Below are 24,208 nucleotides of genomic sequence, written 5' to 3' on the forward strand. Positions count from 1 at the left end.
CGACGCTCCCCGCAGCGCCGGGGCCGCGGCGCGTCCGGCCCCGCGGCCTGCCGCTTCGCGGAGCGCCGGGGCCGCGGCATCCCGTCGCCCCAACTCACGCATAAACGCTCGGGCTCGGCAGAAACGCCCCGCCCGAGCGTTTACGTCGAGGCGGAGCGTTTATGGGGTGGCGCCGGTCCGCGGCATCCCCCGCCCTCGCCACCGACAAACGCGGATCCTCCCCAGAAACGCTGTGCCGCAGCGTGTCTCGGGAGGATCGGCGTTTATCGCGGCGAGCGGCAGGATCCAGCGCCACCGCACGCGCGCGAAAGCGGCGCCGCCCCTCGCGGAGCGGCGCCGCGGGGGCTGACGCGTTACTCGCCGAGCGCGGCGGAGACGACCGCGCGGGCCTCCTCCTGCACGGCGCGCAAGTGCTCCTCGCCGCGGAGCGACTCGGCGTACAGCTTGTAGACGTCCTCGGTGCCGGAGGGGCGGGCGGCGAACCACGCCGACTCGGTCTGCACCTTCAGGCCGCCGATCGCCGCGCCGTTGCCCGGCGCGTGCGACAGCTTCGCGATGATCGGCTCGCCCGCGAGCTCGGTCGCGGTCACGGCATCCGGCGACAGCTTCGACAGGGCCGACTTCTGCGCGGGCGACGCGGGGGCGTCGACGCGCTGGTAGGCCGACGCGCCGAATTCGGCCTCGAGCTCGGCGTACCGCTGCGACGGCGTCTTGCCGGTCACCGCGAGGATCTCGGCGGCGAGCAGGCACAGCAGGATGCCGTCCTTGTCGGTGGTCCAGACGGTGCCGTCCTTGCGCAGGAACGACGCGCCTGCCGACTCCTCGCCGCCGAACGCGACGGATCCGTCGAGCAGACCCGGGACGAACCACTTGAACCCGACCGGCACCTCCAGCAGGGTCTTGCCGAGAGCGGATGCCACGCGGTCGATGATCATCGACGAGACCAGTGTCTTGCCGACCGCGGCATCCGTCGGCCATCCCTCGCGGTGCGAGAAGAGGTAGTCGATCGCGACGGCGAGGTAGTGGTTGGGGTTCATCAGGCCCGCGTCGGGCGTGACGATGCCGTGGCGGTCCGCGTCCGCGTCGTTGCCGGTGAGGATGTCGTAGTCGGCGCGCGCGGCGACGAGCGACGCCATGGCGGACGGCGACGAGGGATCCATGCGGATCTTCTCGTCCCAGTCCAGCGTCATGAACTTCCACGTCGGGTCGACCTCGGGGTTCACGACGGTGAGGTCGAGGTCGTACACCTCCGCGATGAGCGCCCAGTACTCGACGGACGCGCCGCCGAGCGGGTCGGCGCCGATGCGGACGCCGGCGTTCTTGATCGCGTCGACGTCGATGATGGATGCCAGATCCCGAACGTACGCGTCGCGGAAGTCGTATTGGCCCAGGCCGTCGAGGTCGATGTCGGCGTGCGGGGTGCGGTGGACGCCCTCGAGGCCCGCCGCGATGAGCTCGTTGGCGCGGTCGGCGATCCAGCCGGTCGCGTCGGTGTCGGCGGGGCCGCCGTGCGGGGGGTTGTACTTGAAGCCGCCGTCGCGGGGCGGGTTGTGCGACGGCGTGACGACGATGCCGTCCGCGCGGCCCGGGTCATCGGTCGCGCGGCCGCGGTTGTAGGCGAGGATCGCGTGGCTGAGGGCCGGGGTCGGCACCCAGGAATCGCGAGAGTCGACGCGCACGTCGACGCCGTTCGCGACGAGCACCTCGATCGCGCTGCGCTCGGCCGGCAGAGACAGGCCGTGCGTGTCGCGACCGAGGAACAGCGGGCCGGTGATGCCCTGCGCCGCGCGGTAGTCGACGATCGCCTGCGTCGTGGCGAGGATGTGGTCCTCGTTGAAGCTCGTGCTCAGCGAGGATCCCCGGTGCCCGCTCGTGCCGAACGCGACGCGCTGCTCGGGCACGGTGGCATCCGGTTTGCGGTCGTAGTAGGCGGAGATCAGTTCGTCGATGTCGATGAGATCGGATGCCTCGGCGGGCTGTCCTGCGCGACTGCTCATGCCCACAGTCTGCCCGCTGCGGAGCCCTCGTGCATGCGCACCGACACATTCGGGGCGCGGAACATCCCGCGAATGTCCCCAGAGGGCGGCCCGATCAGGACTGCAGGGCCGCGCCGCGCTCGCGCAGCGCCGTGAGCGTCGCGCGCAGCGCGGGGGAATCCGACCGCGAACGCCGGTGCACGGCGACGACGTCGCGGGTCGACGCCGGGTCGATCGTCGGGATCGCGACGAGGTCGGCGCCGAGTGGCGCGCGTCCGAGGCGGGGGACGAGGGCGACCACGGCGCCGGTACGGGCGAGCTCGAGGTGGTTCTCGAACTCCATGGACTCGTAGATCACGCGCGGGGCGTTGCGGACGCCGTCGAACAGCCGTCGGAGCCACTGGCGGCAGATCGTCGTCTCGAAGGTCGCGACCCACGCTTCGTCGGCGAGGTCGCGCGGGTGGAGGACGTCGCGGCCGGCGAGCGGGTGGTCGCGGTGCACGATGATGTCGGCGACGTCGGTGAACAGCGGTGTGACCACGATGTTCTCGGGGATCGCGAGCGCGACTCCGCCCCACTGGTGGGCGATGCCGAGGTCGCGTTGCCCCGAGGCGATGAGGGCGACGGTCTCCCACGGCTCGCTCTCCCGCACGAGCAGCCGCAGGTCGGGGTGGGCGCGGGCGAGGTCCACGAGGAGCGGCGCGAGGAGTCCGCGCACGACGGTCGAGAACGCGGCGATGCGGACCTCGCCGCTGACGGTCCCGTCGCCGGGAGCGCTCGCCTGGAGGTCGGCGCGCAGGCGCTCGAGCTCGGCGAGGATCGGTGTCGAGCCGACGACGAGCTGCGTCCCGGCGTCGGTCAGAGTGACCCCGCGGCCGACGCGCTCGAGCAGGGCGACCCCGGTCTCGCGCTCGAGACGCTTGATCTGCTGCGACACCGCCGACGGAGTGAAGCCCAGGGTCGCGGCCGCGGCGGACACACTGCCCTCCCGGGCGACGGTGCGCAGAGAGCGGACGGCCTCGAGATCGATCATGAAGTGACGCTACCGCTTTTTGTGAAGAAACGTTCGCTGGTGCTTCATCGAGGAAGACGCTGAACTGAAGCCGTGAGACGACGCGACATGATCCTGGCCGCCGGGGTGGCGGCCGCCTGGGGCTTCAACTTCCTGGTCATCGACTGGGGGATGCCGGGAATCCCGCCGCTGCTGTTCGTTGCCATCCGCTTCGCCGTCGTGGCGGCGTTCGCCGTGATCGTGCCGCGCCCGGTGGCATCCTGGACCACGATCGTCGGGGTCGGGCTGTTCATGAGCCTCGGCCAGTTCGGCCTGCTGTACAGCTCGCTCGCCCTCGGGCTGCAGCCGGGCCTCGCCGCACTGCTGCTCCAGGCGCAGGCGGTGTTCACCGTCGTGATCGCCGCCGGGGTCCTGCGCGAGCGGCCGACACTCGGGCAGACCGTGGGCGTCACCATCGGCGTCGTCGGCCTGGCCGCGGTCGCGTTCGGCCGGGGCGGCGATGCCCCCGCGATCGCCGTGGTGCTCGCGCTCGCCGCAGCGCTGTCGTGGGCGGTCGGGAACGTCATCTCCCGCCGCGCGGGGGTCGTCGCGGGCCACGGGAGGCTCGGCGCGCTGTCGCTCACGGTGTGGTCGGCGCTGGTGGTGCCGGTTCCGGCGCTCGCGCTCGCGTTCGTCGTGGAGGGACCGTCGGCGATCGCCGCGGGGCTGGCGGCCTTCGGCTGGTCGGCCGCTCTCTCGACGCTGTACACCGCGGGTCTGTGCACGCTCGTCGGCTACGCGATCTTCAACGGTCTGCTCGCCCGCAACCCCTCGGCGGCGGTCGTGCCCTGGGTGCTGCTGGCGCCGGTGGTTGCGATGGTCGCGGCCGCCGTGCTTCTCGATCAGATCCCCGCCCCCGCGGAGGTGATCGGTGGCGTGCTGCTCGTCGCCGGCGTGCTGGTGACGACGGTCGGAATTCGTGTGCGTCATCTGTCCCCTTCGACTGCGCGGGATGGATAGGGTCTGAGCGGGAGGGCTGGTGAAACGCATCGCGCTGGTGGATGACCACGATCTGGTGGGCCTGGCGTTGCGCAACCTGGTCGGGTCCTCTCCGCTGATGACGTTCGCGCGCCACGAGCAGACGGTCCCCGCGATGACGCGGCACGTGCGCGACGCCGACCTGGTCCTGCTCGACCTGAGCCTGCGCGACGGCAGCACCCCGCAGGACAACGTCGAAGCTCTCCGGCGGTGGGGAGCGCACGTCCTCGTGCTCACGTCGGCCGAGAACCCCTACCTCGTCCGTGAGGCGTCCCGCACCGCCGCCCTCGGGATCGCCCGCAAGTCGTTGCCCGGAGACGATCTGCTGGCCGCGATCCTCGAGGCCGCCGAGGGGCACCACGTCCCGACGACCGAGTGGGCGTCGGCGCTCGACTCCGACCCCGGCCTCACCGCTGCGCCGCTCACCGAGCGCGAGCGCGAGGTGCTGTCGCTCTACGCCTCCGGCATGGGGGCCCGCGAGGTGGCGGCGGCCCTCTGGGTGACGGAGAACACCGTGAACGACCATCTCCGTCGCATCAAGGGCGTCTACCAGCGTCTCGGCCGCCCCGCGGCGAGCAAGGTCGACCTGTACCGTCGCGGCATCGAGGACGGGTTCCTCCCGGTTCCGCGCCGTGACTGAGCCGCGCGTCGAGTCGGCCGTCGAAGCGACCCGCCGTGCGCTCCTGCTCGGCGTGGCGGTGTCGATCCTCGCTTCGGCGACCGTCGCCGTGCTCGTCGTTTCGACGGTCAACGCGGCGACGGCCCCGGCGTGGTGGTCCGCGTGGATGGTCGGAGCCTTCGGCGCCCTGACCTTCGCCGGGGGGATCGGTGCGGTCCTGGGCGCCGCGGCGGCGCAGCGCGTCGCGCGGGTCGCGGCTGTCGGGTTCGCCGCCGCCGTCCTGGTCTACCCCTTCGCCGCCGTCGCCGTGATGGACCCCGGGAGCCCGGGCACCGTCCCCTGGCTCCTCACCGCGGTGTCGGCGCCGTCGCTGGCGATCCTGGTCGTCGGCGGGTGGCGGTGGACGACGGCCTTCCTCTGCCTCTGGACCGTCGTCATCGTGTTCTCGCGCATCATGCTCGGCGGATACTCGCTCACGGGCCTCGCCAACGACACCCAGGCCCTCCTGTCCGCGGTGACCACGTGCGCGGTCGCCGATATCGCCCTGCGCACCGCGGTCCACGTCGATCGGGCGGCGGCGCGCGCGGCGGCCGCGGCGGCCGCCGAAGCCGCCGAACGTGCCCGCCTCTCGGCACGGTCGCGTGCCGCCGCCTTCGTGCACGACGAGGTGCTCGCGGCCCTGCACGGGGTCGCCGACGCGACGCCCGAAACCGAGGACGCCGTTCTCCGCCAGGCCGAGCGCGCGACGGCCTCGGTCCGTGCGCATCCCCCGTCGTCCGACCTCGTCACTCGCGTCGGCGCCCTCGCCGCGCAGGCCGGGGCGGCGCTGGAGATGAACCATCGTCCGGGCGCCGCCACGTGCTCGCCGGAGGTCGCCGACGCTCTCGTCGCCGCGACCGCCCAGGCCCTCGACAACGCTCGGCGCCACGCGCCGGGCGCCGATGTGCGCGTACGCATCGATGTCGACGCGACCGGGGGCCACATCGAGATCGCCGATGACGGGCCCGGGTTCGACCCCGATACGGTGCGCACGAACCGGCTGGGGCTCGCGATGACCGTGCTGGGCGTGCCCGCCGAGATCCCGGGGATGCGCGCCGAGGTCGACAGCACCCCCGGCACCGGCACGAGGGTCCGGCTGCACTGGACGGTCGGCGAGTCCGCTCCTTCGGGACTACCGCCGAACGGGTGGACCGTCCGTATCCGTGAGCGCCTGGTGGCATCCATCTTCGTCATCACCCAGACCGCCGTCGGCGTGACCGCGGCGGTCCATGCCGGGATATCGGGCACGGGGGCGGTCTCGCTCGCGATGCTCGCGGTTCTGTTCGCTCTGACTGCCCTCGTGGGGCGAGCACACGATGGCGTCTCCCGCCTCCGTGCCCTGGCGATCGTGATGTTCTTGAGCGGCTGCGTCGCGCTCGGCATCTCCTTGATCCCCGCCCCCATCACCTACGGCTCGGGGTGGTTCATCACGGCGTCGGCCTTCGTCGCGGTGGCTCTCGCCCTGCGCGACCGCGGCGGGGTGGCGCTCATCGCAGGCGGCATCCTGCTCGCTCTCCTGGCGATCGACGCCCTGGGACGTCGCGCCGACCTGCCCCAGATGCTCGGGATCGGGACGCGCGTGGCGACGATGGTGGGGCTCAGCGTGGTGTTCGTCGCGGTGCTGCGCCGGCTCCGCCGTTCCGGTGAGATCCAGGCCGAGCGGCGCGTCGAGTCGGCCCGCCGTGCCGCCTGGGATGCCGCTGGCCACAGGGAGCTGCTTGCGCACCTCGCCGAGGTCGACGAATACGCTCGCCCCCTCCTGGAGAACGTCGTCCGCGCGGGGGCGATCACGGACGAGGACCGTCGGCAGGCCCGCGCCATCGAGGGGCGCCTCCGCGACGGTTACCGCGCCGGCCGGTTGCACGGACACGGGATCGCGGATGCCGCCATGCAGGCGCGTCTGCGCGGCGTCGACGTCGTCCTGCTCGACGACGGCGGTTCGACCGGACGCGCGGAGACGTGGGTGCCGGAGTTCGCCGCCCTCGTGCGCGAACGGTTGGAGACGGCGGAGCACCGGGTGGTCGTGCGGGTCCTTCCACCCGGGCGCCTCGCCCTCGCCCACGTGGTCGCGGACGGGCGCCTGACGATCTACCCCGTGGCCGGGGGGCCGGCTGCCCCTGCCGTCGGACCGGCCGCGGCCGGGGGAGCCCCGCCGGCCGCGGCCCCGGCCGTACCGGACGCCGGACCGGCCCCGGCCCCGCCCGCGGCCGTGCCCTCGATCGGCGTCCAGGGCGAGTAGTCGCGGTCGAGGATCGAGCCGTCCGGCCGCTGGCCGCGCGACCACCACTTCGCCTCGTACCCGGTGCCGTCGAGCATCACGCGGTCGCCCTGGTTGTACAGAGTGGTGGCATCCCATTCGGGGTAGGTGCCCGCGGGCAGCTGCGGCAGCCGGAAGGGCTGATCGGATGCCAAGACGGGGCCGATGTAGCTCCAGGGCGACGCCGCCGTGTCGAGCATCGGATCGTCGGGCGCGTTCCCACCCTGGTTCCACCACTTCGACACGTACACCGAGCCGTGCCAGACGACCTTGACGCCCGCGGAGTAGAAGGAGGTCGAGTTCCAGATCGGGTACGGGCTGGTCTTCGGATCGTCCTCGATGATCGGCGGATCGGTTTCGACGACCGCGTTCGCGTCGCGCCCCAGGTACCCGTTCGACAGAACGCCCGCGAACGTCTCGTCGCCCTGCTCGACCCCGCTGCACCGCGTGGAGACCGTGCCCGTGAACGGGTAGTTCGGTCCGCAGGTGTGATCGCGGTTGAGTGACCACATCGAGAGCCGGGCGAGCCCGCGGTCGCTCGCGAACGCCGTGAGCGCTCGCGCGTCGTCGAGGGTGAAGATCTCCGTCGGGACGTCGTTGAGCCCGATCATCGGGGTCGCCCCCATCAGCTCCCACACCCCTCCGGGCGGGAGGTCCAGACCCGCGTTCTTCCAGAGGTCGCGGAGCTGGGCGGCCGTGGCATCCAGTGCGTGTTCCGAGACGTCGACGAGATTCTTCGGATCCTGGATGCCGTAGTTCATCGTCATCGCGTTGACCCCCGCCACCTTCACCCCGGCGCTGAGCATGGCGGCGATGAGATCGGTGCCGTCGCTGGTCAGTCCGTCGGGACCGACGGGGAGCGTCAGCCAGACGGCGAGGGGGTCGTCCGCGGGACGCGCGTTCTGGAGGCGGGCGACGGCGTTGGCACGCCGTCCCCACGAGGAGCGGTCGGCGAGCGTTTTGGCCTCGATGTCCAGATCGATCGAGTCGACGCCATAGCGGTCGATCACCGTCCCGTAGGCCTTCGCCGCGTCGACCGAGGTCGTGCAGGCGGTCGCGAGATCGGTGTTGATGGCGCCGCCGAACGAGATCATCACCGGATGACCCTCTCGACGCATCCGTTCGACCCGCCGGTCCAGGTCGAATCGGGTCGACGCGTCGTCGAGCGTGTAGGCCTTTCCCCACGTGGGGGTGCAGTCGGTGTCGCCGGCGGCGACGACGAAGGCGAGGACCGCCCCGCCCGGGGCCGCGACGAGGGTGTCCCCGGCCAGGTCCGCCCCCTGATCGAGGGTGACGTCGTAGTAGCCGGCGAACCATCGCTGGTCGAGGGGCGTGCCCGCGGGCGAGAACGAGATCGGGGGAGCGACGGCGGCGACGGCGACCGCGACGAGTCCCAAGCCGCCGATCACACTCGCGAGGAGACGGAGCCACGACACCCGCCGCCCGCGGAACCGGCCCCGCGGCCGCGCGTTCATGCGTGCACCGGTTCGACCAGGCCCTCGTCGAGGACGCGGCGCCACGCCGGCACGGTGGTGTCGGCGGCGGTGGCGGGGCGGCGGTCGACCGGGACCCAGATCCACTCGAGCCAGCCGTTCCAGAGGTCCGACACCGCGGCCCGGATCCCGATGAGCCGGATCAGGGCCTCCGCCACGCACAGGGCGGTGAAGACGGCGAACGCCGCCGCGACCCAGGAGCCGCCCTGGATGGAGCGGACCGCCACGACCACGGCGCCCCCGGCGATGATGAGCGGCGCGACGATGAGCAGGGCCCCGGCCGGTGTCCGCTCGCCGTGTTTGGGCGTGCGGGCGAACGCGACCCGCTGCCCCGTGAACGCCTGCGCGATCGAACCGAGCGTGCCCGCGATGTTCACGGCCACGAGGAGCAGGTTCAGTCCGTAGACGCCGAAGATGTCGCGACGGCGGTACCCGAGGACGCGCAGGTCGTGGGCCATCTCGATGAAGTACGGCAGCGCCATGATCATGAGCGTGATGCTGACCAGCTCGCCGTTCAGGGGGACGACCGTGAGCAGGACGATCAGCGCCGCGGTCACCCAGGCGATCGAGCCGAGGTAGTTCGCCCGCAGCAGGATCTCGGACAGGCGCATCGGGTGTCCCGCCGCCCGACGCGCCACGGCCGTGCGCCAGAGCGCGGAGAGCACGAGCAGACCGCCGTTCGCCCACCGGCGGCGCTGCACCGCCAGCGTCCCGAAGTCGGGCGGGGTCGAGCTGTAACTCAAGCGCTCGGGGTAGTTCACCAGCGTCCATCCGTTGGCGATGACGTCGATGCTCGATTCGGTGTCCTCGATGACGGTCCGTCCGCGGATGAACCGCACGACCTCGTGGCCGTCGACCGTCTCGACGGTGCGGAGGTCTTCGAGCAGCGCCCAGCGGATGACGGCGTTCGCGCCGACCCAGAACGTCGCGTCGTACGCCGTCAGCCCCTGATGCACGATGTGCTGGACGTCGGTCGTCGCCCCGGCCAGCCGCTCGAGGCTGCTCCGCCGACCGCGGTACGCCGAGTACGGGGTCTGGACGATCCCCACCCGTTCGTTCCCCGGCTGCTCGAGGGCGTAGACGAGACGGGCGGCGTAGTCGGGCAGCAGCATCGAGTCGGCATCGAGGGTGATCACCGCGTCGCAGGCGCGGACGTCCACGATGTGCGGGACGCCGTCGAGGTCGTGCAGTTCGTGCACGCCGCCGACCAGGGCCAGGTACGCGTTGAGGTTGGCCGCCTTGGTCGGCTCGTGCGAGGGCTCGCGGAAGCGCTTGCGCTCGAACACCTCGACCTCGGCGGTGAAGACCCGCACGAGGCGGTGCGCCAGCGAGCGGACGCGGGCGGGGGACAACGCCTGGTCGCCGTCATCGTCCGCCTCGTCGAGGGCGGCCGCGATCGCGCCGAGCTCGTCCGCGAGCGCCCCCAGGACGCTCTCGACGAAGAACTCCTCGACGTGGCCGTCGCGCGGTTCGACGTCGGCCCGGCTGCGGACCCACCACGCGGCCATGTGGTACGCCGCGGCGACGGCGCTCCGGGCGTCCGAGACGGAGTCCGTCTCGGTCCGGTCGAACGCCTCGCGCGCGAGCTCCAGGGGACCCGACAGCTCGAGGCGGATCTCGTCGATGATCGCGCGCGTTCGGACGAGGCGATCGACGATCTCGGGGTCGTCGCTCGGCGGGTCGTCGAGGAGGAGCACCACGCGGAGGTCGGGGACCTCCTGCAGGGCCACCGACCACAGGGCCATCCGGACGTACGCGGGATCCTCGCCGTACGACGGAAGGAGCGCGAGGATGCTGAGGTCGTCCCGGTCGAAGCGGTCGTCGATGTCCGCGCGCCGCGCGCGGCGATGGCCGGCCATCCGGGGCAGTGCGCCGACCCGCGCCAGGAGGTACATGCTCGAGGAGAAGGTCAGGGCGGCCACCGAGACGAGGAAGACCACCGTCCCGATCAGGTACCCGGCATCCACGAGGGCGCCACCGCGCGACAGCGTGACCACGACCGTCGTCATGTACAGCAACCAGAGTCCGACGGTGGCGAGGAGCGCCACGCGGGAGCGGACGATGGTCGCCGGCGACGGTCGAGGGTGCAGGGCCCCGGGTGTGGGGTCGAGCGGGCCTCGGGGGCGACGTCGACGCGGAGTTTTCGGGCGTGCGCGTTCCATCGGATCGGGCTCCTTGCTCGCGCGTTGCTGAAGCGCGCGGCGGTGGATGTGCCCGTCTCGGGCAGACGGGCACGATTCATCGTGTCAACACCACCGCAACCGGAGGGGCCGTGGCGACCCCCTATTCCGGTGGTTCTGTTCACCCCGTGATTCGCCCCGGTGCAGCCCCCGCGTGGTCCGCTCGAACGGGAGGACTAGGCTGAGCCGGTGCTGCCCGACACCGACACCGCGTCCGTTCGCCGTACCTACAGCTATCTGGGCCCGGCCGGGACCTTCACCGAGGCCGCCCTGGCGCAGGTGCCCGAAGCGCGCGACCAGATCTGGCGCCCCGTACGCAACGTCGGGGAGGCGCTCGCCGATGTCGTCGAGGGACGATCGGATGCCGCGATGATCGCGATCGAGAACTCCGTCGACGGGGGAGTGTCCACGACGCAGGACGCGCTCGCGACCGTTCCCGGCCTCCGCATCGTCGGCGAGTACCTCGTCCCCGTGAACTTCGTCCTCGTCGGCCGACCCGGAATGACGTTGGCGGACGTCTCGCTCGTGTCCGCGCACCCGGTCGCGTACGGCCAGTGCCTGCGCTGGCTGCGCGAGCACATCCCCGCGCACGCCCATCTCCCGGCCTCGAGCAACGTCGCCAGCGCCCTCGGCGTCCTGGACGGATCGAGTGGTGCGGATGCCGCGATCGCGGCGCCCGGCATCGTCGACCATCACACGGTCGAGGTGCTCGCCGAAGGGATCGGCGACAATCCCAACGCGGTGACGCGCTTCGTGCTCGTCAGCCGCACCGTCGCGCCGGCGCCGCCGACCGGCGCCGACAAGACGTCGCTCATCGTCGAGCTGCCCGAGGACCATCCGGGTGCCCTGCTGGAGCTGCTCGAGCAGTTCGCCACGCGGGGCATCAACCTGAGCCTCTTGGCATCCCGTCCGATCGGCGACGCGCTCGGGCGCTACCGCTTCGTGATCGACGCCGACGGACACGTGCACGACGAGCGCATGGCCGACGCCCTGCTGGGCCTGCGCCGTTTCAGCCCCAAGGTGATCTTCCTGGGGTCGTATGCGCGCGCCGACCGCGCGATCGTGCGGTACCCGCAGCGTTATTCCGACGACGTGTTCGTCGAGGCGCGCGACTGGCTCCGCGGACTGCTGAGCGGCGAGCCCGAGGCGTAAGCCGCCGTGGCGGTCGCGGTCGGGCCAGGCCATGGACCGCGAGACTGCATCCGCCTGACATCTCCATTGCAGCCTGCCGCAGAGATGTCAGGCGGATGCAGTCTCGACGATCCGCGCGGCGGAGCCGTCCCGGCCGGGCGCCGTCAGGCGGCGACGGCGGCGGGAGCAGCGACGAGCTCGAGCGTCTGCGCGCGACCGCCCGCGACGTCCAGCGCTTCGCCGTCGTAGGCGCCCGCGACGGGCGAGAGCATGATCTCGTCGACGTCGTACCGCGCGGCGAACTCCGTGAGCTGGGCGCGCACATCGTCTCCGGTGCCCACGAACCATTTCTGGCGACTGGATGCCATGATCGACTCCGCCATCGCGTCGAACGGGTCGGCCTTGGCCTGCTCGACCGTTTCGAGGGGCACGAGCGGGCGGTTGGTCCGCAGGCGCGCCATCATCCGCAGCTGCGGGAGCGCGCGCTCCTCCGCTTCCTCGGCGGTGGGGGCGGCGACGACGTTGGCCGTGACGAACGTGCGCGGACCCTCGCCGGACTCGTTCGGCTGGAACTGATCGCGGTACAGACGCAGCGCGTGCTCGAGTCCCTCGCCCGCGAAGTGGTTCGCGAAGACGTAGGGAAGCCCGTAGGACGCGGCGAGCTGGGCCGAGTAGTCGCTGGAGCCGAGCAGCCACACCTGCGGCATCCCGGATGCCGACGGTGTCGCCTTCACCTGGTACTCGGTGCCGGACGTGAAGCGGACGGTCGCGCCGTCGGGCGAGGTGAGCGCGAGGATGTCGGTCACGTGGTCGGGGAAGCGCGAGACGTCGCTCGTCGCACCCGAGCGGTGCAGGAGCTGCGTGATCACCGGGTCGCTGCCCGGCGCGCGCCCGATCCCCAGATCGATACGGCCCGGGGCGAGGGCCTCGAGAGCCGCGAACTGCTCGGCCACGATGAGCGGCGAGTGGTTGGGGAGCATCACACCGCCCGAGCCGACGCGGATGCGCGGGGTGCGCGCGGCGGCGGCAGCGATCAGGACCGGCGGGGTCGTCGAGGCGACCGCCGGCATGTTGTGGTGCTCGGCGAACCAGTAGCGGCGGTAGCCGAGGCGGTCGGCCCGCTCGACGAGGTCGAGCGACGCGGCGACGGCCTGCGCGCTGCTCTGCCCGGCGCGCACGGGGACGAGGTCGAGAACGGAGAGGGAGGGGATCGCGTCGTTCACCCCAACGGCAACGCCGGCCGGGGCCGCAGTATTCCGCATCGTGTCGGAACCGCAACCCCCTCTGCGGTCTCTCCGCACCGACCTAGCGTGCCCGGCATGACTGGGGCAAGACCATGATTCGCACGCAGATGGCCGTCAACGACACCGTGTTCGCGTTGGCGCAAGGGCAGGATATCTCGTCCTTGAAGGCCGCAATCGAGACGGCCGTCGCGCAAGGCGGCCGGTTCGCCTCGTTCGTCGTCGTCGGGAACAGGGAGGTGAGCGTGCTCTTCTCCCCGCACACATCCGTGGCGTTCTCGGTCGAGACCGCCGCGTTCGACGAGCGGGACGACGGCGACGCCGACATCCCCTTCGGCGGCTTCTTCGACGAGTGACACCGGCGTTCCCGGACGCTCAGGGTTCTCTCAGCCGCTCTGCCGTGACGAATCCCTGCCCGAGCGCGTCTCCACTGTGACTTCGCGGAACACAGGGTTCCGCACTCACGGAAGGAAAGCGCAATGGCTGAGAACACCGCCACCACCACCCCCGCCACCGCCACGAAGGACGGCGGCTCGACCGTCATCGTGGATGCCGTCGTCGCCAAGGTCGCCGGCATCGCCGCGGCCGAGGTCCCCGGCGTGCACGCGCTCGGCGGCGGCGCGGCTCGCGTCATCGGCAACATCCGCCAGGCAGTGGGCGCGAAGGACTACGCGCAGGGCGTGAGCGTCGAGGTCGGCGAGACCGAGGTCGCCGCGGACATCGCGATCCAGGTCGACTACCCCGAGCAGCTGCAGCGCGTGGCCGCCAACGTCCGTGCCGCGGTGCACCAGGCCATCACCGAGCTCGTCGGCATGAAGGTCGCCGAGATCAACGTCACCGTCGTGGACGTCTTCATCCCGGGCGACGACGACGAGGACGAGGTCACCGAGACCCGCGTCAACTGACGTTCCCGTGACGAAGGGCGCCACCTCCGGGTGGCGCCCTTCCGCGTGTCCGGGCTATGGCGCCCGGCCAGCGCGCCCGGGCACACGTGCCCGGCAGGCTCAGCCGCCGTGCCCGCGCACACGTGCGCGGCGGGCTCAGCCGCCGTGCCGGACCTTGTCGTAGGCGTCGAGCGCGCGTTGGCGCGTCTCCTTCAGGTCGACCATCGGTTCCGGCGCGCCGCCGTCGAGGTACTCGGGCGCCCACCGCCGGACGTACTCGTCGTGCGGGTCGAACTTCTCGCGCTGGGTGTCCGGGTTGAACACGCGGAAGTAGGGCGCGGCATCCGCTCCGGATCCCGCGACCCACTGCCAGTTGAACGGGTTGCTCGCGGCATCCGCGTCCACGAGGCAGTCCCAGAACCACTGTTCGCCGTGGCGCCAGTCGATGAGCAGGTTCTTGGTGAGGAAGGATGCCGTGACCATGCGCACGCGGTTGTGCATGACCCCCGTGTGCCAGAGCTGCTTCATCCCGGCATCCACGACCGCGATTCCGGTCTCGCCGCGCTGCCACGTCTCGAGGTGTGCGCGGTTCAGTCGGGGCCACGGGAAGGCGTCGTACTGCTCGCGCCAGTTCTTCGTCGCGAGGTCGGGGGAGTGGAAGAGGACGTGCCAGGCGAACTCGCGCCAGATGAGTTCCGACAGGAACCCGGTGGCGGACTCGGCGTGCTTCCCGGAGCCTCGGTGCTCGAGCGTGGCGTGCCACACCTGATACGGGCTGATCTCGCCCCAGCGCAGCCGCGGTGACAGGTTTGAGGTCGCACCGCCCGCGAACGCGTCGCGCGAGAAGGCGTAGTCGCCGAGGTCGTCGTCGAGGAATTCGCGCAGGCGCGCCAGGGCGGCGGGCTCGCCCGGCTCCCACGTCTCGCGCAGGCCGCCGGCCCAGTCGGGCTTCGTCGGGAGCAGGTTCCACGCGTCGAGGTCGTCGGACTCCGGTGCCTTCGAGGGGCCGGGGACCTTGCGCGCCTCGGGGAGCGGCGCGCGGGGCGACGGCATCTTCTCGACCGCGCGACGGAACGGCGAGTACACGCCGTAGGGCTTGTCGGCGCCCGTGCGCACGGTCCACGGCTCGAACAGCAGGTTCGCCGCGAACGACGCGACGGTGATGTCGTCGCCGCGCAGCTTCTCCTTGATCCCCGCGTCGATCTCACGCTCCGCGCCGCCGTACCGCCGGTTCCAGAACACCGCCCCGGCTCCGGTCTCGTCCACGACGGCGGGCACGACGTCGGCCGCGCGTCCCCGGCGCAGCACGAGAGTCGACCCCCGCTCCTCGAGGCGCTGGGCGAGGGATGCCAGTGAGTGATGCAGCCACCACCGCGCGGCCCCGCCGATCTCGCGCACGCCGTCGGACTCCTCGTCGAGGACGTACAGCGCGACCACCGGCTCGCCGCGGTCGAGCGCCGCGCGCAGGGCCGGGTGGTCGGTCAGCCGCAGATCGTCACGGAACCACACGAGGGACGGAGAAGCCATGCAGCGACGCTATCCAGCCGCCGTGCGGCGCCGCCGGGCTTGACACGCCGCGGCGCGGCCCCGTGCCCCGTCGAACGCTCACGATCCGGTCGAGCGCCCACGTTCCGGGCGGCCGCTTCGTGAGCGCTCGACCCGATCGTGAGCGCTCGGCTGCCGACGCGCCTACAGCGCCGACGTGTCGTGGCCGGCGGGGAGCGCGACCGTCAAGCCGCCCTCGATGACGCGGGTGTAGATGCGGGTGGCCTCGCCGAACTCGTCGCCGTCCAGCTCGATCGGCTGCGCGGGGGCGGTCGCCAGCTCGATGCCGGATCCGCGGAGGTAGCGCACCGACGTGTCGCGGCGGCGTTCGAGCACGCGACGTCCGGCGCGGAAGCGCTGCAGCACCGAGTTGTCCCACCAGATCTTGCGCCACACGCCGAGCCAGCCGAACACGCCGCTGGGCTGGATGACGGCGACATCCAGGATGCCGTCGGCGATCGAGGCATCCGGGATCAGGGCCACCCCACCGGGCAGCGCGCCGCAGTTGGCGAACAGCACGCTCTGCACCTTGGCGGAGTGCAGGCGGTGCCCGTGACCGTCCAGCTGGTACATCACGCGGAACGGCTTGGCGTTGACGAGCGACCGGGCCGCGCCGTCGACGTAGGCCACCCACCCGACGGACTTCTTCAGCTCGGGACGGGTGTTCTGGATCATCGCGGCATCCAGTCCCATTCCGGCCATCACGACGAAACCGTGCTCCTCGACGGTGCCGTCGGCGCGCCGGATCCGTGCGATCCCGGTGTCGGTCGCGTACGTGGTGCCGTCGAACGTCGCGCGGATCATCGCGTCGGCGTCGTCCAGCGGCAGGTTGAGATTGCGGGCGAGGAGGTTCCCGGTGCCGCTCGGGACGATCGTGAGCGGGATGCCGGTCGAGGTCAGGGCCTCGGCCACGGCGCGGACGGTGCCGTCGCCACCGGCCACGAGCACGGCATCCACTCCTTCTTCGAGGGCCGCGCGGGTCGCGAGGTCGCCCAGGTCGTCGACGGTCGTCTCGTAGAACAGGGGTTCGGCCCACCCGGCCTCGGCGGACAGCTCGCTCACCCGGGGGCGCAGGACCTCGGGGTCGACCTTCGTCGGGTTGTAGACCAGCGCCGCGCGCTTCTTGCTCGTGGGCTCGGCATCCATCGGGGCGTCATCGCCGTCGACGGAGACCCGCACCGCCTCGCCGGACGTGCCGTCGGACGTGTCGGAGTCGACGTCGCCGGGCTCGTGGATGACGTCGTCGGGTTCGGCCGCGTCCTTGGGGTCGGGTTCGTCGGCCGCGACGGTGTCGGGCTCGTCCTTCTGTCGCAGGGACGCCCCGTGGAAGTCCTCCGGCGAGCCCTCCGACGCCGCCCGGTCCTTCTCGGCCTCGGGGGAGACGGGGGTGTCCGCGTCATCGCGCGGTTCTTGGGGGTCGGCCATGGCATCCACCATAGGACCGCGCACGTGCGCTTCCGCCCCGGCGAATGGGGGTTGACCGGGAGACCGTGACGGGCACTGTTCAGGATGCCGCCTCCCCACGTTCGCCGGACGGGTCTAGCGTGCGCCCGTGACCCTGTTCGAGCAGCCGCCGCCTCGGCGGGCGCGACCCGTCGAGGGGCCCTTCGCCGCCCTCGCGCGGGACCGCCGCCGGCGTCGCCTGTGGACGGTCGCGATCGTGGTCGCCGTCGCGGTCGTACTCGGCGGCATCGTCCTGCTCGGCACGGGAGCGGATCGTGCCGTCGTCGCGTGGGTGCAGGACCAGACCGGCCCGCGCACCCTTCCCGCCGACATCGCGGCGGTCGCCGACCACGCCTTCCTCACCGATGAGGGGCGTGACCTCCTCACGAGCGTCGGCGCGATCTCCGAACGGGGCGACGCTCTCCAGCGGTCTTGCGGTGTGGCGCATGCCGCGGACGACCACGCCGTGGCCGGGTGCTACGGCTTGGCGGGCATCTTCGTGTTCATCCCGTCCGATCCGCGCGTCGCGGATGCGGCCGTCACGACGCTCACGCACGAGCTCCTGCACGCGGCCTACGACCGGCTCAGCACCGACGACAGGGTGCGCGTGCACGTCCTTCTCGGCGCGGCGCTCGACCGGATCCCGTCGGACGACCCCGTGCGTCGGCAGATCGACTGGTCGGTCGGCGACCACGAGGAATCGCGTGACACCGAGCTCTTCGCCTACCTCGGTTCGCAGGTGTGGCTGGACGGCGGTTTCGACCCCGCGCTCGAAGCCGTGTACGCGCGGTACTTCACCGACCGCGCAGCCCTCGTCGACGTGGACCACCGCGTGCAGGGCGCGGTCGACGGTCTCTTCGCGGAGTACGAGGCCGCACTCGAAGGCCTCGCCCACGCGCAGGCGGATGCCATGATCGCCCGCGCAGAGCTCGATGACGATCGGGCGATCTACGAGAGCGACCGGCAGCTCTACCAACAGGATGCCGACCGGTACAACGCCCTCGATCCGGCGGAACGTGGAGGCTGGCACCAGGACTGGTGGGGGACGGACGGCGTCCGGCACAGCGGGACGTGGCAAGAGGTGCTCGCCGCCCGCCTGGCCGACCTCGACGCCCGTCACGCCGACCTGGAGGCCCGCGCGGCCGCGGTGGAGGCGGCGGATGCCGATGCGCTCGCGCGGCGCGGAGCGATCGACGCGCAGTACGCCGACGTGCTCGCCGTCACGAAGGCGCTCGACCCCACGGCACCGGGCGCGTGAGGGGCGGAAGCGGCTCCCGCCCCGACCGTAGGATGGACGCGTGATCGACCTGACTCTGCTGCGTGAAGATCCCGAACTGGTGAAGCGCTCCCAGATCGCGCGCGGGGAGTCGCCCGACTCCGTCGACGCCGCGATCGACGCCGACCGCGAGCGCCGCGCCGCGATCACGGCGTTCGAGGAGCTGCGCGCGGCGCAGAACGCGCACGGCAAGAAGGTCGCGCAGGCGCCCAAGGACGAGAAGGCCGCCCTCGTGGCGGAGGCCAAGGAGCTCAGCGAGAAGGTCAAAGACGCGCAGCGCGCCGTGACCGTCGCCGAGGAGGCCGCGGAAGAGGCGCTCGCCAAGATCGAGAACATCGTGCTCGAGGGCGTCCCCGCGGGCGGCGAAGAGGACTTCGTGACGCTCCGCACGCACGGCGAGATCCCGGCGTTCGACTTCGAGCCGCTCGACCACCTCGCCATCGGCGAGAAGCTCGGGGCGATCGACATGGAGCGCGGCACGAAGGTCTCGGGCAGCCGCTTCTACTTCCTCACCGGTATCGGCGCGCGCCTCGAGCTCGCGCTCATGACGCTCGCGCTCGACCGGGCCCTGCAGGCCGGCTTCACGCCGATGATCCCGCCGACGCTCGTGCGCCCCGAGGTCATGCGCGGCACCGGCTTCCTCGGCCAGCACGCCGACGAGGTCTACCACCTCGACAAGGAAGACCTGTACCTCGTCGGCACCAGCGAGGTCCCCCTCGCCGGCTACCACATGGACGAGATCCTCGACCTCGAGCGCGGCGCGAAGCGCTACGCCGGCTGGTCCACCTGCTACCGGAGCGAGGCCGGCTCCTACGGCAAGGACACCCGCGGCATCATCCGCGTGCACCAGTTCAACAAGCTCGAGATGTTCGTCTACACCGACCCGGCGGATGCCGAGGCGGAGCACGACCGTCTCGTCGCGATGCAGGAGGGCATGCTGCAGGACCTGGGGCTCGCCTACCGCGTGATCGACGTCGCCGCGGGCGACCTCGGCTCCAGCGCCGCACGCAAGTTCGACATCGAGGCCTGGGTCCCGACGCAGGATGCCTACCGCGAGCTGACGAGCACCTCGAACTGCACCACCTACCAGGCGCGTCGCCTCGACACGCGGTTCCGTCCCGCCGACGGCGGCAAGACGCAGCCGGTCGCGACGCTCAACGGCACGCTCGCGACCACGCGCTGGATCGTCGCGCTGCTCGAGACGCACCAGCACGCCGACGGGTCGGTGACGGTGCCCGAGGTGCTCCGGCCGTATCTCGGCGGCCTCGAGGTCATGGAGCCCATCGCGTGACCGACGAGGCCGCCCTGCCCCGCATCGGTGACGTCGACGCCGAGCCGCAGCACGAGGCGGCCGAGGTCGTCGCGGACATCGCGCGCACCGCTCCCGTGGGTCGCATGCTCATCGCGCTCGACATCGACGGCACGGTCCTCCTCGAGGACGAATCGCTCAGCCCCGGAGTCGTGGATGCCGTGCGCCACGCGCAGCAGCAGGGCCACGAGGTCATGCTCGCGACCGGGCGCAGCTGGGACAGCACGCACACGGTCATGAGCCTGCTCGGCATCCATCCCGAGTACGCGGTGTGCTCGAACGGCGCCATCGTGATGCGCCGGATCGGCGGACCGGATGCCACCGAGTACGAGCGGGCGCATGTCGAGACCTTCGACCCGACCGAGGTGCTCACGTTGCTCGGCGAACATCTCGGGGATGCGCACTTCCTCGTCGAGCTGCCCGACGGGCAGCGCCTCTTCACCGACTACCTCGACGACTGGAACCTCAAGGGCGCGAACAAGGTGACCTTCGCCGAGCTCTCGCACCAGCCCGTGTGCCGCGTCGTCGTCGTGGCGCCGGAGAAGACCGACAAGGACTTCCTCGAGCTGGTCAAGCACATCGGCCTCAGCCAGGTGTCGTACGCAATCGGCTGGACCGCGTGGCTCGACATCGCCCCGCAGGGCGTGAACAAGTCGACGGCGCTCGAGCTGGTGCGCGAGTGGCTCGGCATCCCGCCCGAGAACGTCCTGGTCATGGGCGACGGCCGCAACGACATCGAGATGATGCAGTGGGCGGTGTCGCACGGCGGACGCGCGATCGCGATGGGCCAGGGGCCGGTCGAGGTGCACGACGCCGCCGGCGAGGTGGGCCTGTCGGTGACCGACGGCGGCGTCGCCGCGGTGCTGCGCGAGCTCTGAGCTCCGCGCTCAGCCGATCTTCGACAGAAGCACGTTGTCCGAGCCCGCCGGGCTGCGGAACAGCGGCGCGCAGTTCGCGTCGATCGTGACCTTGGTGTCGTTCGCGCCGGGGGTGTGACGCAGCTCCAACGGGCCCAGGTCGCCCTCGGGCAGCTTCACGGTGTACGACACCGTACGCGTCTCGCCCTCGGCGAGCAGGAGGGTCCTGCTCTCGGCGGGGTTGCCGTGATCCGAGCCCGACCGGTCGCGGAACGTCGGATCCCACCAGTCGCCGATCTTGGGATCCGTCGACACGATCTCTCCGCCCGGCGGCGCGAAGAACAGCACGTCGAGCATCATCGTCCGCAGGTCGATCCCCCGGTCGATGTTGCGCAGACCCAGCGTGTAGCCGCTCTTGATGGCATCCGTGATGCTGTTGTGCAGGTCCATCGAGACGGTGATGGTGCGGTCGTCCGCGTTGCAGGTCGCGTACTGCGAGTACGTCAGGTGGTACTCCAGCTTCCCGATGGAGTAGTCGTTGAAGTAGATGCCGAGCTGGGTGGCATCCTGATTGTCCTTCGGGAGGGTGCCGTCGAGGCCGTACTGGTGTGCCAGGCTCTCCAGGCCCGCGTCGTCGAACCACGCGAAGATGCGGCCCTCGCCGGCGCTGCGGACGATCTGGTTCCACATCGTGCCGACGTCCCACTGGCGTCCGGTGAGCTTGGCGAACATGCTGGCGCTGATCTCGCTGAAGTACCGGTCCATGGCGGCGTTGTCCACGCCGTACCGCTCGTACGGTTCGCTCATCAGCTTGGATGCCGCGTTCTGGGCGTCCACGGTCTCGCCCGAGGCGAGGGTGATCGGGCCGGTCGCTTCCAGGAGATGGGCCAGGACGATCGGGTCGATCGAGAACGATCCGTCGAACTGCGGCTTGTCGGTCCACTTGCGCGTGGCCTGGAAGAGCTCGACCGCGGTCGGGAAGTTCGGTGTCATGTTGAAGTTCGATGACCAGTTCGTCAGCTCCGGCGGGTAGAGCTCCCGCGTCTGCCGGGGCAGAGTGATCAGCGACCCGTTCACGGTGTCGAAGCCGAGCGAGGGCAGGACCGAGTACATGAGATCGGTGCCCGTGTCGAGGCTGAGGAGGTCGACGTGGCCGTCGTCGACCTTGAGGACCAGCCACTGTGCGACGCCGCCGCCGGTCGCACGGATCTCGGCCGGCGTCTGGATCATGAGCTGGTAGAGCATCGGGCGTTCGGCGCCGGCCGCGCGGAGCAGTTCGGGCAGGTGCGCGTCGACCGTCTTCAGCACCGGCGTCGCCTGCTGGATGAGGCTCTGGAGCTGGTCCACCGGAGCCGAGATCTGCGGAAGCACGCCCGTGCGGTCCATGGACGACGCGATCCGGGATGCCTCGTCGAAGGACGTCAGCACCGTGGGGATGATCTTCCCCGCGTGCAGGAACGGCTTGAGGTTGATCCCCTCGGAGGAGCCGTCGCTCGACGCGGCCATCGTTGTGATGAGCGGAGGCAGCACCTGGGACGAGATGGTGTGGGCGATCTCGGTGACGTCGCGGACGGCGAGCACGTTCGTGCGCGCGGCCGGGATGTCGGCCGCGAGATCCCAGAGCGGACCCTGGGCCGTGTCGTAGGCGTGCCGCGTCCGAGCGACGATGTCTTCGCCGGAGCGTTGGATGCCGTCGGCGTCGCCGCTGGCGGCGGCGCGCGCCAGCGCCTTCGACTGGTCCAGCGCACCCTGGAGATCGTCGCGGACCTGGATCACCTGCCAGGCGAACGCGCCGGCGGCGAGGAGGGCGGCGAACGCGATCACCGTGAGCGGGCCGCCCACGGCGGCGATCGCGACCACGGCGGTCCGGCCCCACCGCTGCGCGGTGCTCTCCGGCGCGGCGTGGCGAGCGGCCGGCTGCTTCCGGGTGAGACCGATGCCCCGCGTCGCCCGCGCCCGCCGACGGGTGCGATTGTCGGCGCGATCGTTCTGCAAGGTCCCCACGGTCACGGGCAGATCGTAGCCGGGCGAAGTGAAGGGTCCCTCACAGCGCTGTGAACGGCGGGTCGTGACGGGCGGGTGAGGGCGGCGGGCTGCAGCGGGGCTCGAAGCACACGATCCGGTCGTGTGGTGTGCCCGTGGGGCGGGGGTGGGGTGCGAAAGCACACGATCGGGTCGCGTGGTGTGCCCGTGGGGCGGGGGTGGGGTGCGAAAGCACACGATCGGGTCGAGCGGTGTGCCCGTGGGGCGGGGGTGGGGTGCGAAAGCACACGATCGGGTCGAGCGGTGTGCCCGAGGGGCGGGGGTGGGGTGCGAAAGCACACGATCGGGTCGAGCGCCCACGATCTGGGCGACCGTAGCGTGTGCTCTCGACCGGAACGTGGGCATTCGCGGCGTTCGGGCTGCGTGGGCGGGCGCGGTGGGCGGGCGCGCGGCTGGGTAGACTCGGGCGATCGGGAGGGTTGTCCGAGCGGCCGATGGACCTGGTCTTGAAAACCAGTGGGCAGAGATGTCCCGTGGGTTCGAATCCCACACCCTCCGCCACGGAGGAACGCGGTCCCGTCAGGGTCCGCGTTCCTTCGTCATGACGGTTGAGCGGGATGCGAACGCAGTTGGGCCGACGCCGCTGGGGGCTCGGCGCTTCGCGCAGCGGCGCGGGGAGGGGCGGTGGGGAGAATCCCACACCCTCCGCCACGACGCGCGCCTCCTGCGGGGCCGCTGCGGTCATCTTGCCGACCGACTCACCCCGCGCCTCGGTTCACCCCGCTCGGCGGCGTTCGACCAGAACCGTGTCGCGCCACTGGCCGGCCCACGGGCCGTACGTCATGCGCGCGATGCGTTCGCGGTGGCCGATGCGGCGGAAGCCCATGCGGTCGTGCAGGGCGAGACTCGCGAGGTTCTCGGGGAAGATGCTCGATTGCACGGTCCAGAAGTCCGCGGCATCCATAGCTCGGAGAAATTCGCCGAGCAGCGCGCGGCCGGCGCCCTGGCCGCGTGCGTGCGCTGACACGTACACGGAGTGCTCGATGACTCCGCGGTAGGCCTCGCGCGTCGACACCGGAGATGCGGCGATCCAACCGAGGATCGCGTCATCTGCGCCGACCGCGACGAGTCGGCCGGCCTCGAGCTTTCCGGCGTCGAAGGTCTCCCACGAGGGTGGTTCCGGTTCGAAGGTCGCGTTCCCTGTCGCGATGCCCTCTCGGTAGATCGCCTCCACCGCGGGCCAGTCCTCCGGCCGCAGGGCGCGGACCCGCGGATCGCTCACGCGCGGAGAGCGCTCACGGCCCGATCGAGTGCATCCGTGTCGACGCGGTAATAGGCCCACTTTCCCCGTTGCTCGCGGGTCGCGAGGCCGGCGTCCACGAGCAGTTTCATGTGATGCGACACGGTCGGCTGCGACAGCCCGACGGGCTCGGTCAGGTCGCAGATGCATGCCTCGCCGCCTTCGGCGGCGGCGATCAGCGACAGGAGCCGAACCCGCGCGGGGTCACCGAGGGCCTTGAACGTGCGCGCGATGGGATCTGCTTCTTCGGCGGTCAGCGCCGACCCGGGAATGGTCGAGCAGCAGGCGTCGGTGTCGCTCGAGAGCAACGGCAGGAAGGTCGGCATGACACGATTCTGCACCTCACATTGACATCTGTCGATATGTACTCAGGTCGTTCGTGCCGATCGAGGCGAAGTCGGCGATCTGCAGGATGCGGTCGGCGAGCAGCGCCGAGGAGGGGACCTCGACCATGACGCCCGTGGTCTTGAGGCCGTACTCCTTGGCGAGGGTCGTGAAGTAGCGGGTCTCCTCGACGGTCGACACCATGGGCGCCATGACCCACAGGTCGGCAGGGCCCGCCGCGGACTTCCGGGTCTCGGCATCCGCTTCGGCGAGGGCGGTGAGCTGCTCGCGCAGGATGTCCTCGCTCGCGCGGAGGGCGCGC

General features: G+C 71.4%; 19 protein-coding genes, 1 tRNA gene and 1 pseudogene. 10 read left to right on the plus strand and 11 right to left on the minus strand.

The annotated features are described in order from the left end of the window. Positions 1–353 precede the first annotated feature (353 nt). A complete protein-coding gene (pgm, locus tag I5G_RS17420) occupies positions 354–1,997 on the minus strand; it encodes a phosphoglucomutase (alpha-D-glucose-1,6-bisphosphate-dependent) (RefSeq protein WP_022880204.1) in 1,644 nt (547 codons plus the stop codon). A gap of 94 nt (positions 1,998–2,091) precedes the next feature. After that, positions 2,092–3,009: a LysR family transcriptional regulator gene (locus I5G_RS17425; RefSeq protein ID WP_022880205.1), complete on the minus strand. Its 918-nt coding sequence runs from the start codon at positions 3,007–3,009 to the stop codon at positions 2,092–2,094. Positions 3,010–3,081: 72 nt separating this feature from the next. On the opposite strand from I5G_RS17425, the gene I5G_RS17430 reads away from it, so the two are divergent. The 3 genes and pseudogenes from I5G_RS17430 to I5G_RS27410 all read left to right on the plus strand — a co-directional run. Continuing rightward, the gene (locus tag I5G_RS17430) at positions 3,082–3,987 is read left to right on the plus strand and encodes an EamA family transporter (protein WP_026096046.1); all 906 of its coding nucleotides are present in this window, start codon (positions 3,082–3,084) and stop codon (positions 3,985–3,987) included. A 19-nt stretch (positions 3,988–4,006) separates the two neighbouring features. Further along, complete coding sequence (locus I5G_RS17435; protein ID WP_022880207.1) at positions 4,007–4,645, plus strand: response regulator transcription factor; 639 nt, start codon at positions 4,007–4,009, stop codon at positions 4,643–4,645. An 811-nt stretch (positions 4,646–5,456) separates the two neighbouring features. Continuing rightward, positions 5,457–5,756: pseudogene (locus I5G_RS27410) on the plus strand (ATP-binding protein); the annotation flags it as partial. Positions 5,757–6,751: 995 nt separating this feature from the next. Here the strand turns inward: I5G_RS27410 and I5G_RS27415 are convergent. Continuing rightward, on the minus strand, positions 6,752–8,395 hold the full coding sequence (locus I5G_RS27415) for a carbohydrate-binding protein (RefSeq protein WP_022880209.1): 1,644 nt from the start codon (positions 8,393–8,395) through the stop codon (positions 6,752–6,754). After that, on the minus strand, positions 8,392–10,461 hold the full coding sequence (locus I5G_RS23315; protein WP_051038868.1) for a glycosyltransferase family 2 protein: 2,070 nt from the start codon (positions 10,459–10,461) through the stop codon (positions 8,392–8,394). The genes I5G_RS27415 and I5G_RS23315 overlap by 4 nt, the downstream gene beginning before the upstream one ends. 321 nt (positions 10,462–10,782) lie before the next feature. Between I5G_RS23315 and pheA the strand changes: the two genes are divergently transcribed. Continuing rightward, a complete protein-coding gene (pheA, locus tag I5G_RS17455) occupies positions 10,783–11,745 on the plus strand; it encodes a prephenate dehydratase (protein WP_022880211.1) in 963 nt (320 codons plus the stop codon). A gap of 143 nt (positions 11,746–11,888) precedes the next feature. On the opposite strand, the gene I5G_RS17460 is transcribed toward pheA, so the two are convergent. After that, positions 11,889–12,986 carry an LLM class flavin-dependent oxidoreductase gene (locus I5G_RS17460; RefSeq protein ID WP_051038870.1) on the minus strand — a complete coding sequence of 366 codons (1,098 nt, stop codon included), beginning with the start codon at positions 12,984–12,986 and terminating at the stop codon, positions 11,889–11,891. A gap of 74 nt (positions 12,987–13,060) precedes the next feature. On the opposite strand from I5G_RS17460, the gene I5G_RS17465 reads away from it, so the two are divergent. Further along, positions 13,061–13,321, plus strand: coding sequence for a hypothetical protein (locus tag I5G_RS17465; RefSeq protein ID WP_026096047.1), 261 nt, complete (start codon positions 13,061–13,063; stop codon positions 13,319–13,321). A gap of 123 nt (positions 13,322–13,444) precedes the next feature. Continuing rightward, a complete protein-coding gene (locus I5G_RS17470) occupies positions 13,445–13,870 on the plus strand; it encodes an Asp23/Gls24 family envelope stress response protein (RefSeq protein WP_022880214.1) in 426 nt (141 codons plus the stop codon). Between the two features lie 135 nt (positions 13,871–14,005). On the opposite strand, the gene I5G_RS17475 is transcribed toward I5G_RS17470, so the two are convergent. After that, positions 14,006–15,376: a deoxyribodipyrimidine photo-lyase gene (locus I5G_RS17475; RefSeq protein ID WP_022880215.1), complete on the minus strand. Its 1,371-nt coding sequence runs from the start codon at positions 15,374–15,376 to the stop codon at positions 14,006–14,008. Positions 15,377–15,538: 162 nt separating this feature from the next. After that, on the minus strand, positions 15,539–16,819 hold the full coding sequence (locus tag I5G_RS17480; protein ID WP_022880216.1) for a diacylglycerol kinase family protein: 1,281 nt from the start codon (positions 16,817–16,819) through the stop codon (positions 15,539–15,541). A 127-nt stretch (positions 16,820–16,946) separates the two neighbouring features. On the opposite strand from I5G_RS17480, the gene I5G_RS17485 reads away from it, so the two are divergent. From I5G_RS17485 to I5G_RS17495, 3 genes are read left to right on the plus strand one after another with little or no spacing between them, the layout of a single operon-like run. Next, positions 16,947–18,095 carry a hypothetical protein gene (locus I5G_RS17485; protein WP_022880217.1) on the plus strand — a complete coding sequence of 383 codons (1,149 nt, stop codon included), beginning with the start codon at positions 16,947–16,949 and terminating at the stop codon, positions 18,093–18,095. A gap of 40 nt (positions 18,096–18,135) precedes the next feature. Beyond that, entirely contained in the window at positions 18,136–19,404 is a 1,269-nt protein-coding gene (gene serS, locus I5G_RS17490; protein ID WP_022880218.1) for a serine--tRNA ligase, read from the plus strand. Next, the gene (locus I5G_RS17495; protein WP_022880219.1) at positions 19,401–20,300 is read left to right on the plus strand and encodes an HAD family hydrolase; all 900 of its coding nucleotides are present in this window, start codon (positions 19,401–19,403) and stop codon (positions 20,298–20,300) included. Before serS ends, I5G_RS17495 begins: the two co-directional genes overlap by 4 nt. 9 nt (positions 20,301–20,309) lie before the next feature. On the opposite strand, the gene I5G_RS17500 is transcribed toward I5G_RS17495, so the two are convergent. Further along, entirely contained in the window at positions 20,310–22,289 is a 1,980-nt protein-coding gene (locus I5G_RS17500) for a DUF4012 domain-containing protein (RefSeq protein ID WP_022880220.1), read from the minus strand. A gap of 446 nt (positions 22,290–22,735) precedes the next feature. Here I5G_RS17500 and I5G_RS17505 point away from each other — a divergent pair. Next, positions 22,736–22,823 (plus strand) — tRNA-Ser (locus I5G_RS17505). A 214-nt stretch (positions 22,824–23,037) separates the two neighbouring features. Here I5G_RS17505 and I5G_RS17510 read toward each other — a convergent pair. From I5G_RS17510 to I5G_RS17520, 3 genes are all read right to left on the minus strand, one after another. Next, positions 23,038–23,544, minus strand: a complete 507-nt coding sequence (locus tag I5G_RS17510; protein ID WP_022880221.1) for a GNAT family N-acetyltransferase — start codon at positions 23,542–23,544, stop codon at positions 23,038–23,040. Further along, positions 23,541–23,888, minus strand: a complete 348-nt coding sequence (locus tag I5G_RS17515) for a helix-turn-helix transcriptional regulator (RefSeq protein WP_022880222.1) — start codon at positions 23,886–23,888, stop codon at positions 23,541–23,543. Before I5G_RS17515 ends, I5G_RS17510 begins: the two co-directional genes overlap by 4 nt. A gap of 16 nt (positions 23,889–23,904) precedes the next feature. After that, positions 23,905–24,208 (minus strand): putative PEP-binding protein (locus tag I5G_RS17520; protein ID WP_026096050.1); only part of this gene is annotated, 304 nt, incomplete at its 5' end.

The organism is Microbacterium sp. B19 (genome assembly GCF_000333395.1).
GTDB lineage: Bacteria > Actinomycetota > Actinomycetes > Actinomycetales > Microbacteriaceae > Microbacterium.

Coding starts and splice junctions, on each gene's coding strand:
- I5G_RS17515 (WP_022880222.1), bottom strand. CDS start 23,888: ATGCCGACCTTCCTGCCGTTGCTCTCGAGCGACACCGACGCCTGCTGC.
- I5G_RS17465 (WP_026096047.1), top strand. CDS start 13,061: ATGATTCGCACGCAGATGGCCGTCAACGACACCGTGTTCGCGTTGGCG.
- I5G_RS17480 (WP_022880216.1), bottom strand. CDS start 16,819: ATGGCCGACCCCCAAGAACCGCGCGATGACGCGGACACCCCCGTCTCC.
- pgm (WP_022880204.1), bottom strand. CDS start 1,997: ATGAGCAGTCGCGCAGGACAGCCCGCCGAGGCATCCGATCTCATCGAC.
- I5G_RS27415 (WP_022880209.1), bottom strand. CDS start 8,395: ATGAACGCGCGGCCGCGGGGCCGGTTCCGCGGGCGGCGGGTGTCGTGG.
- I5G_RS17475 (WP_022880215.1), bottom strand. CDS start 15,376: ATGGCTTCTCCGTCCCTCGTGTGGTTCCGTGACGATCTGCGGCTGACC.
- I5G_RS17425 (WP_022880205.1), bottom strand. CDS start 3,009: ATGATCGATCTCGAGGCCGTCCGCTCTCTGCGCACCGTCGCCCGGGAG.
- I5G_RS17460 (WP_051038870.1), bottom strand. CDS start 12,986: ATGCGGAATACTGCGGCCCCGGCCGGCGTTGCCGTTGGGGTGAACGAC.
- I5G_RS17470 (WP_022880214.1), top strand. CDS start 13,445: ATGGCTGAGAACACCGCCACCACCACCCCCGCCACCGCCACGAAGGAC.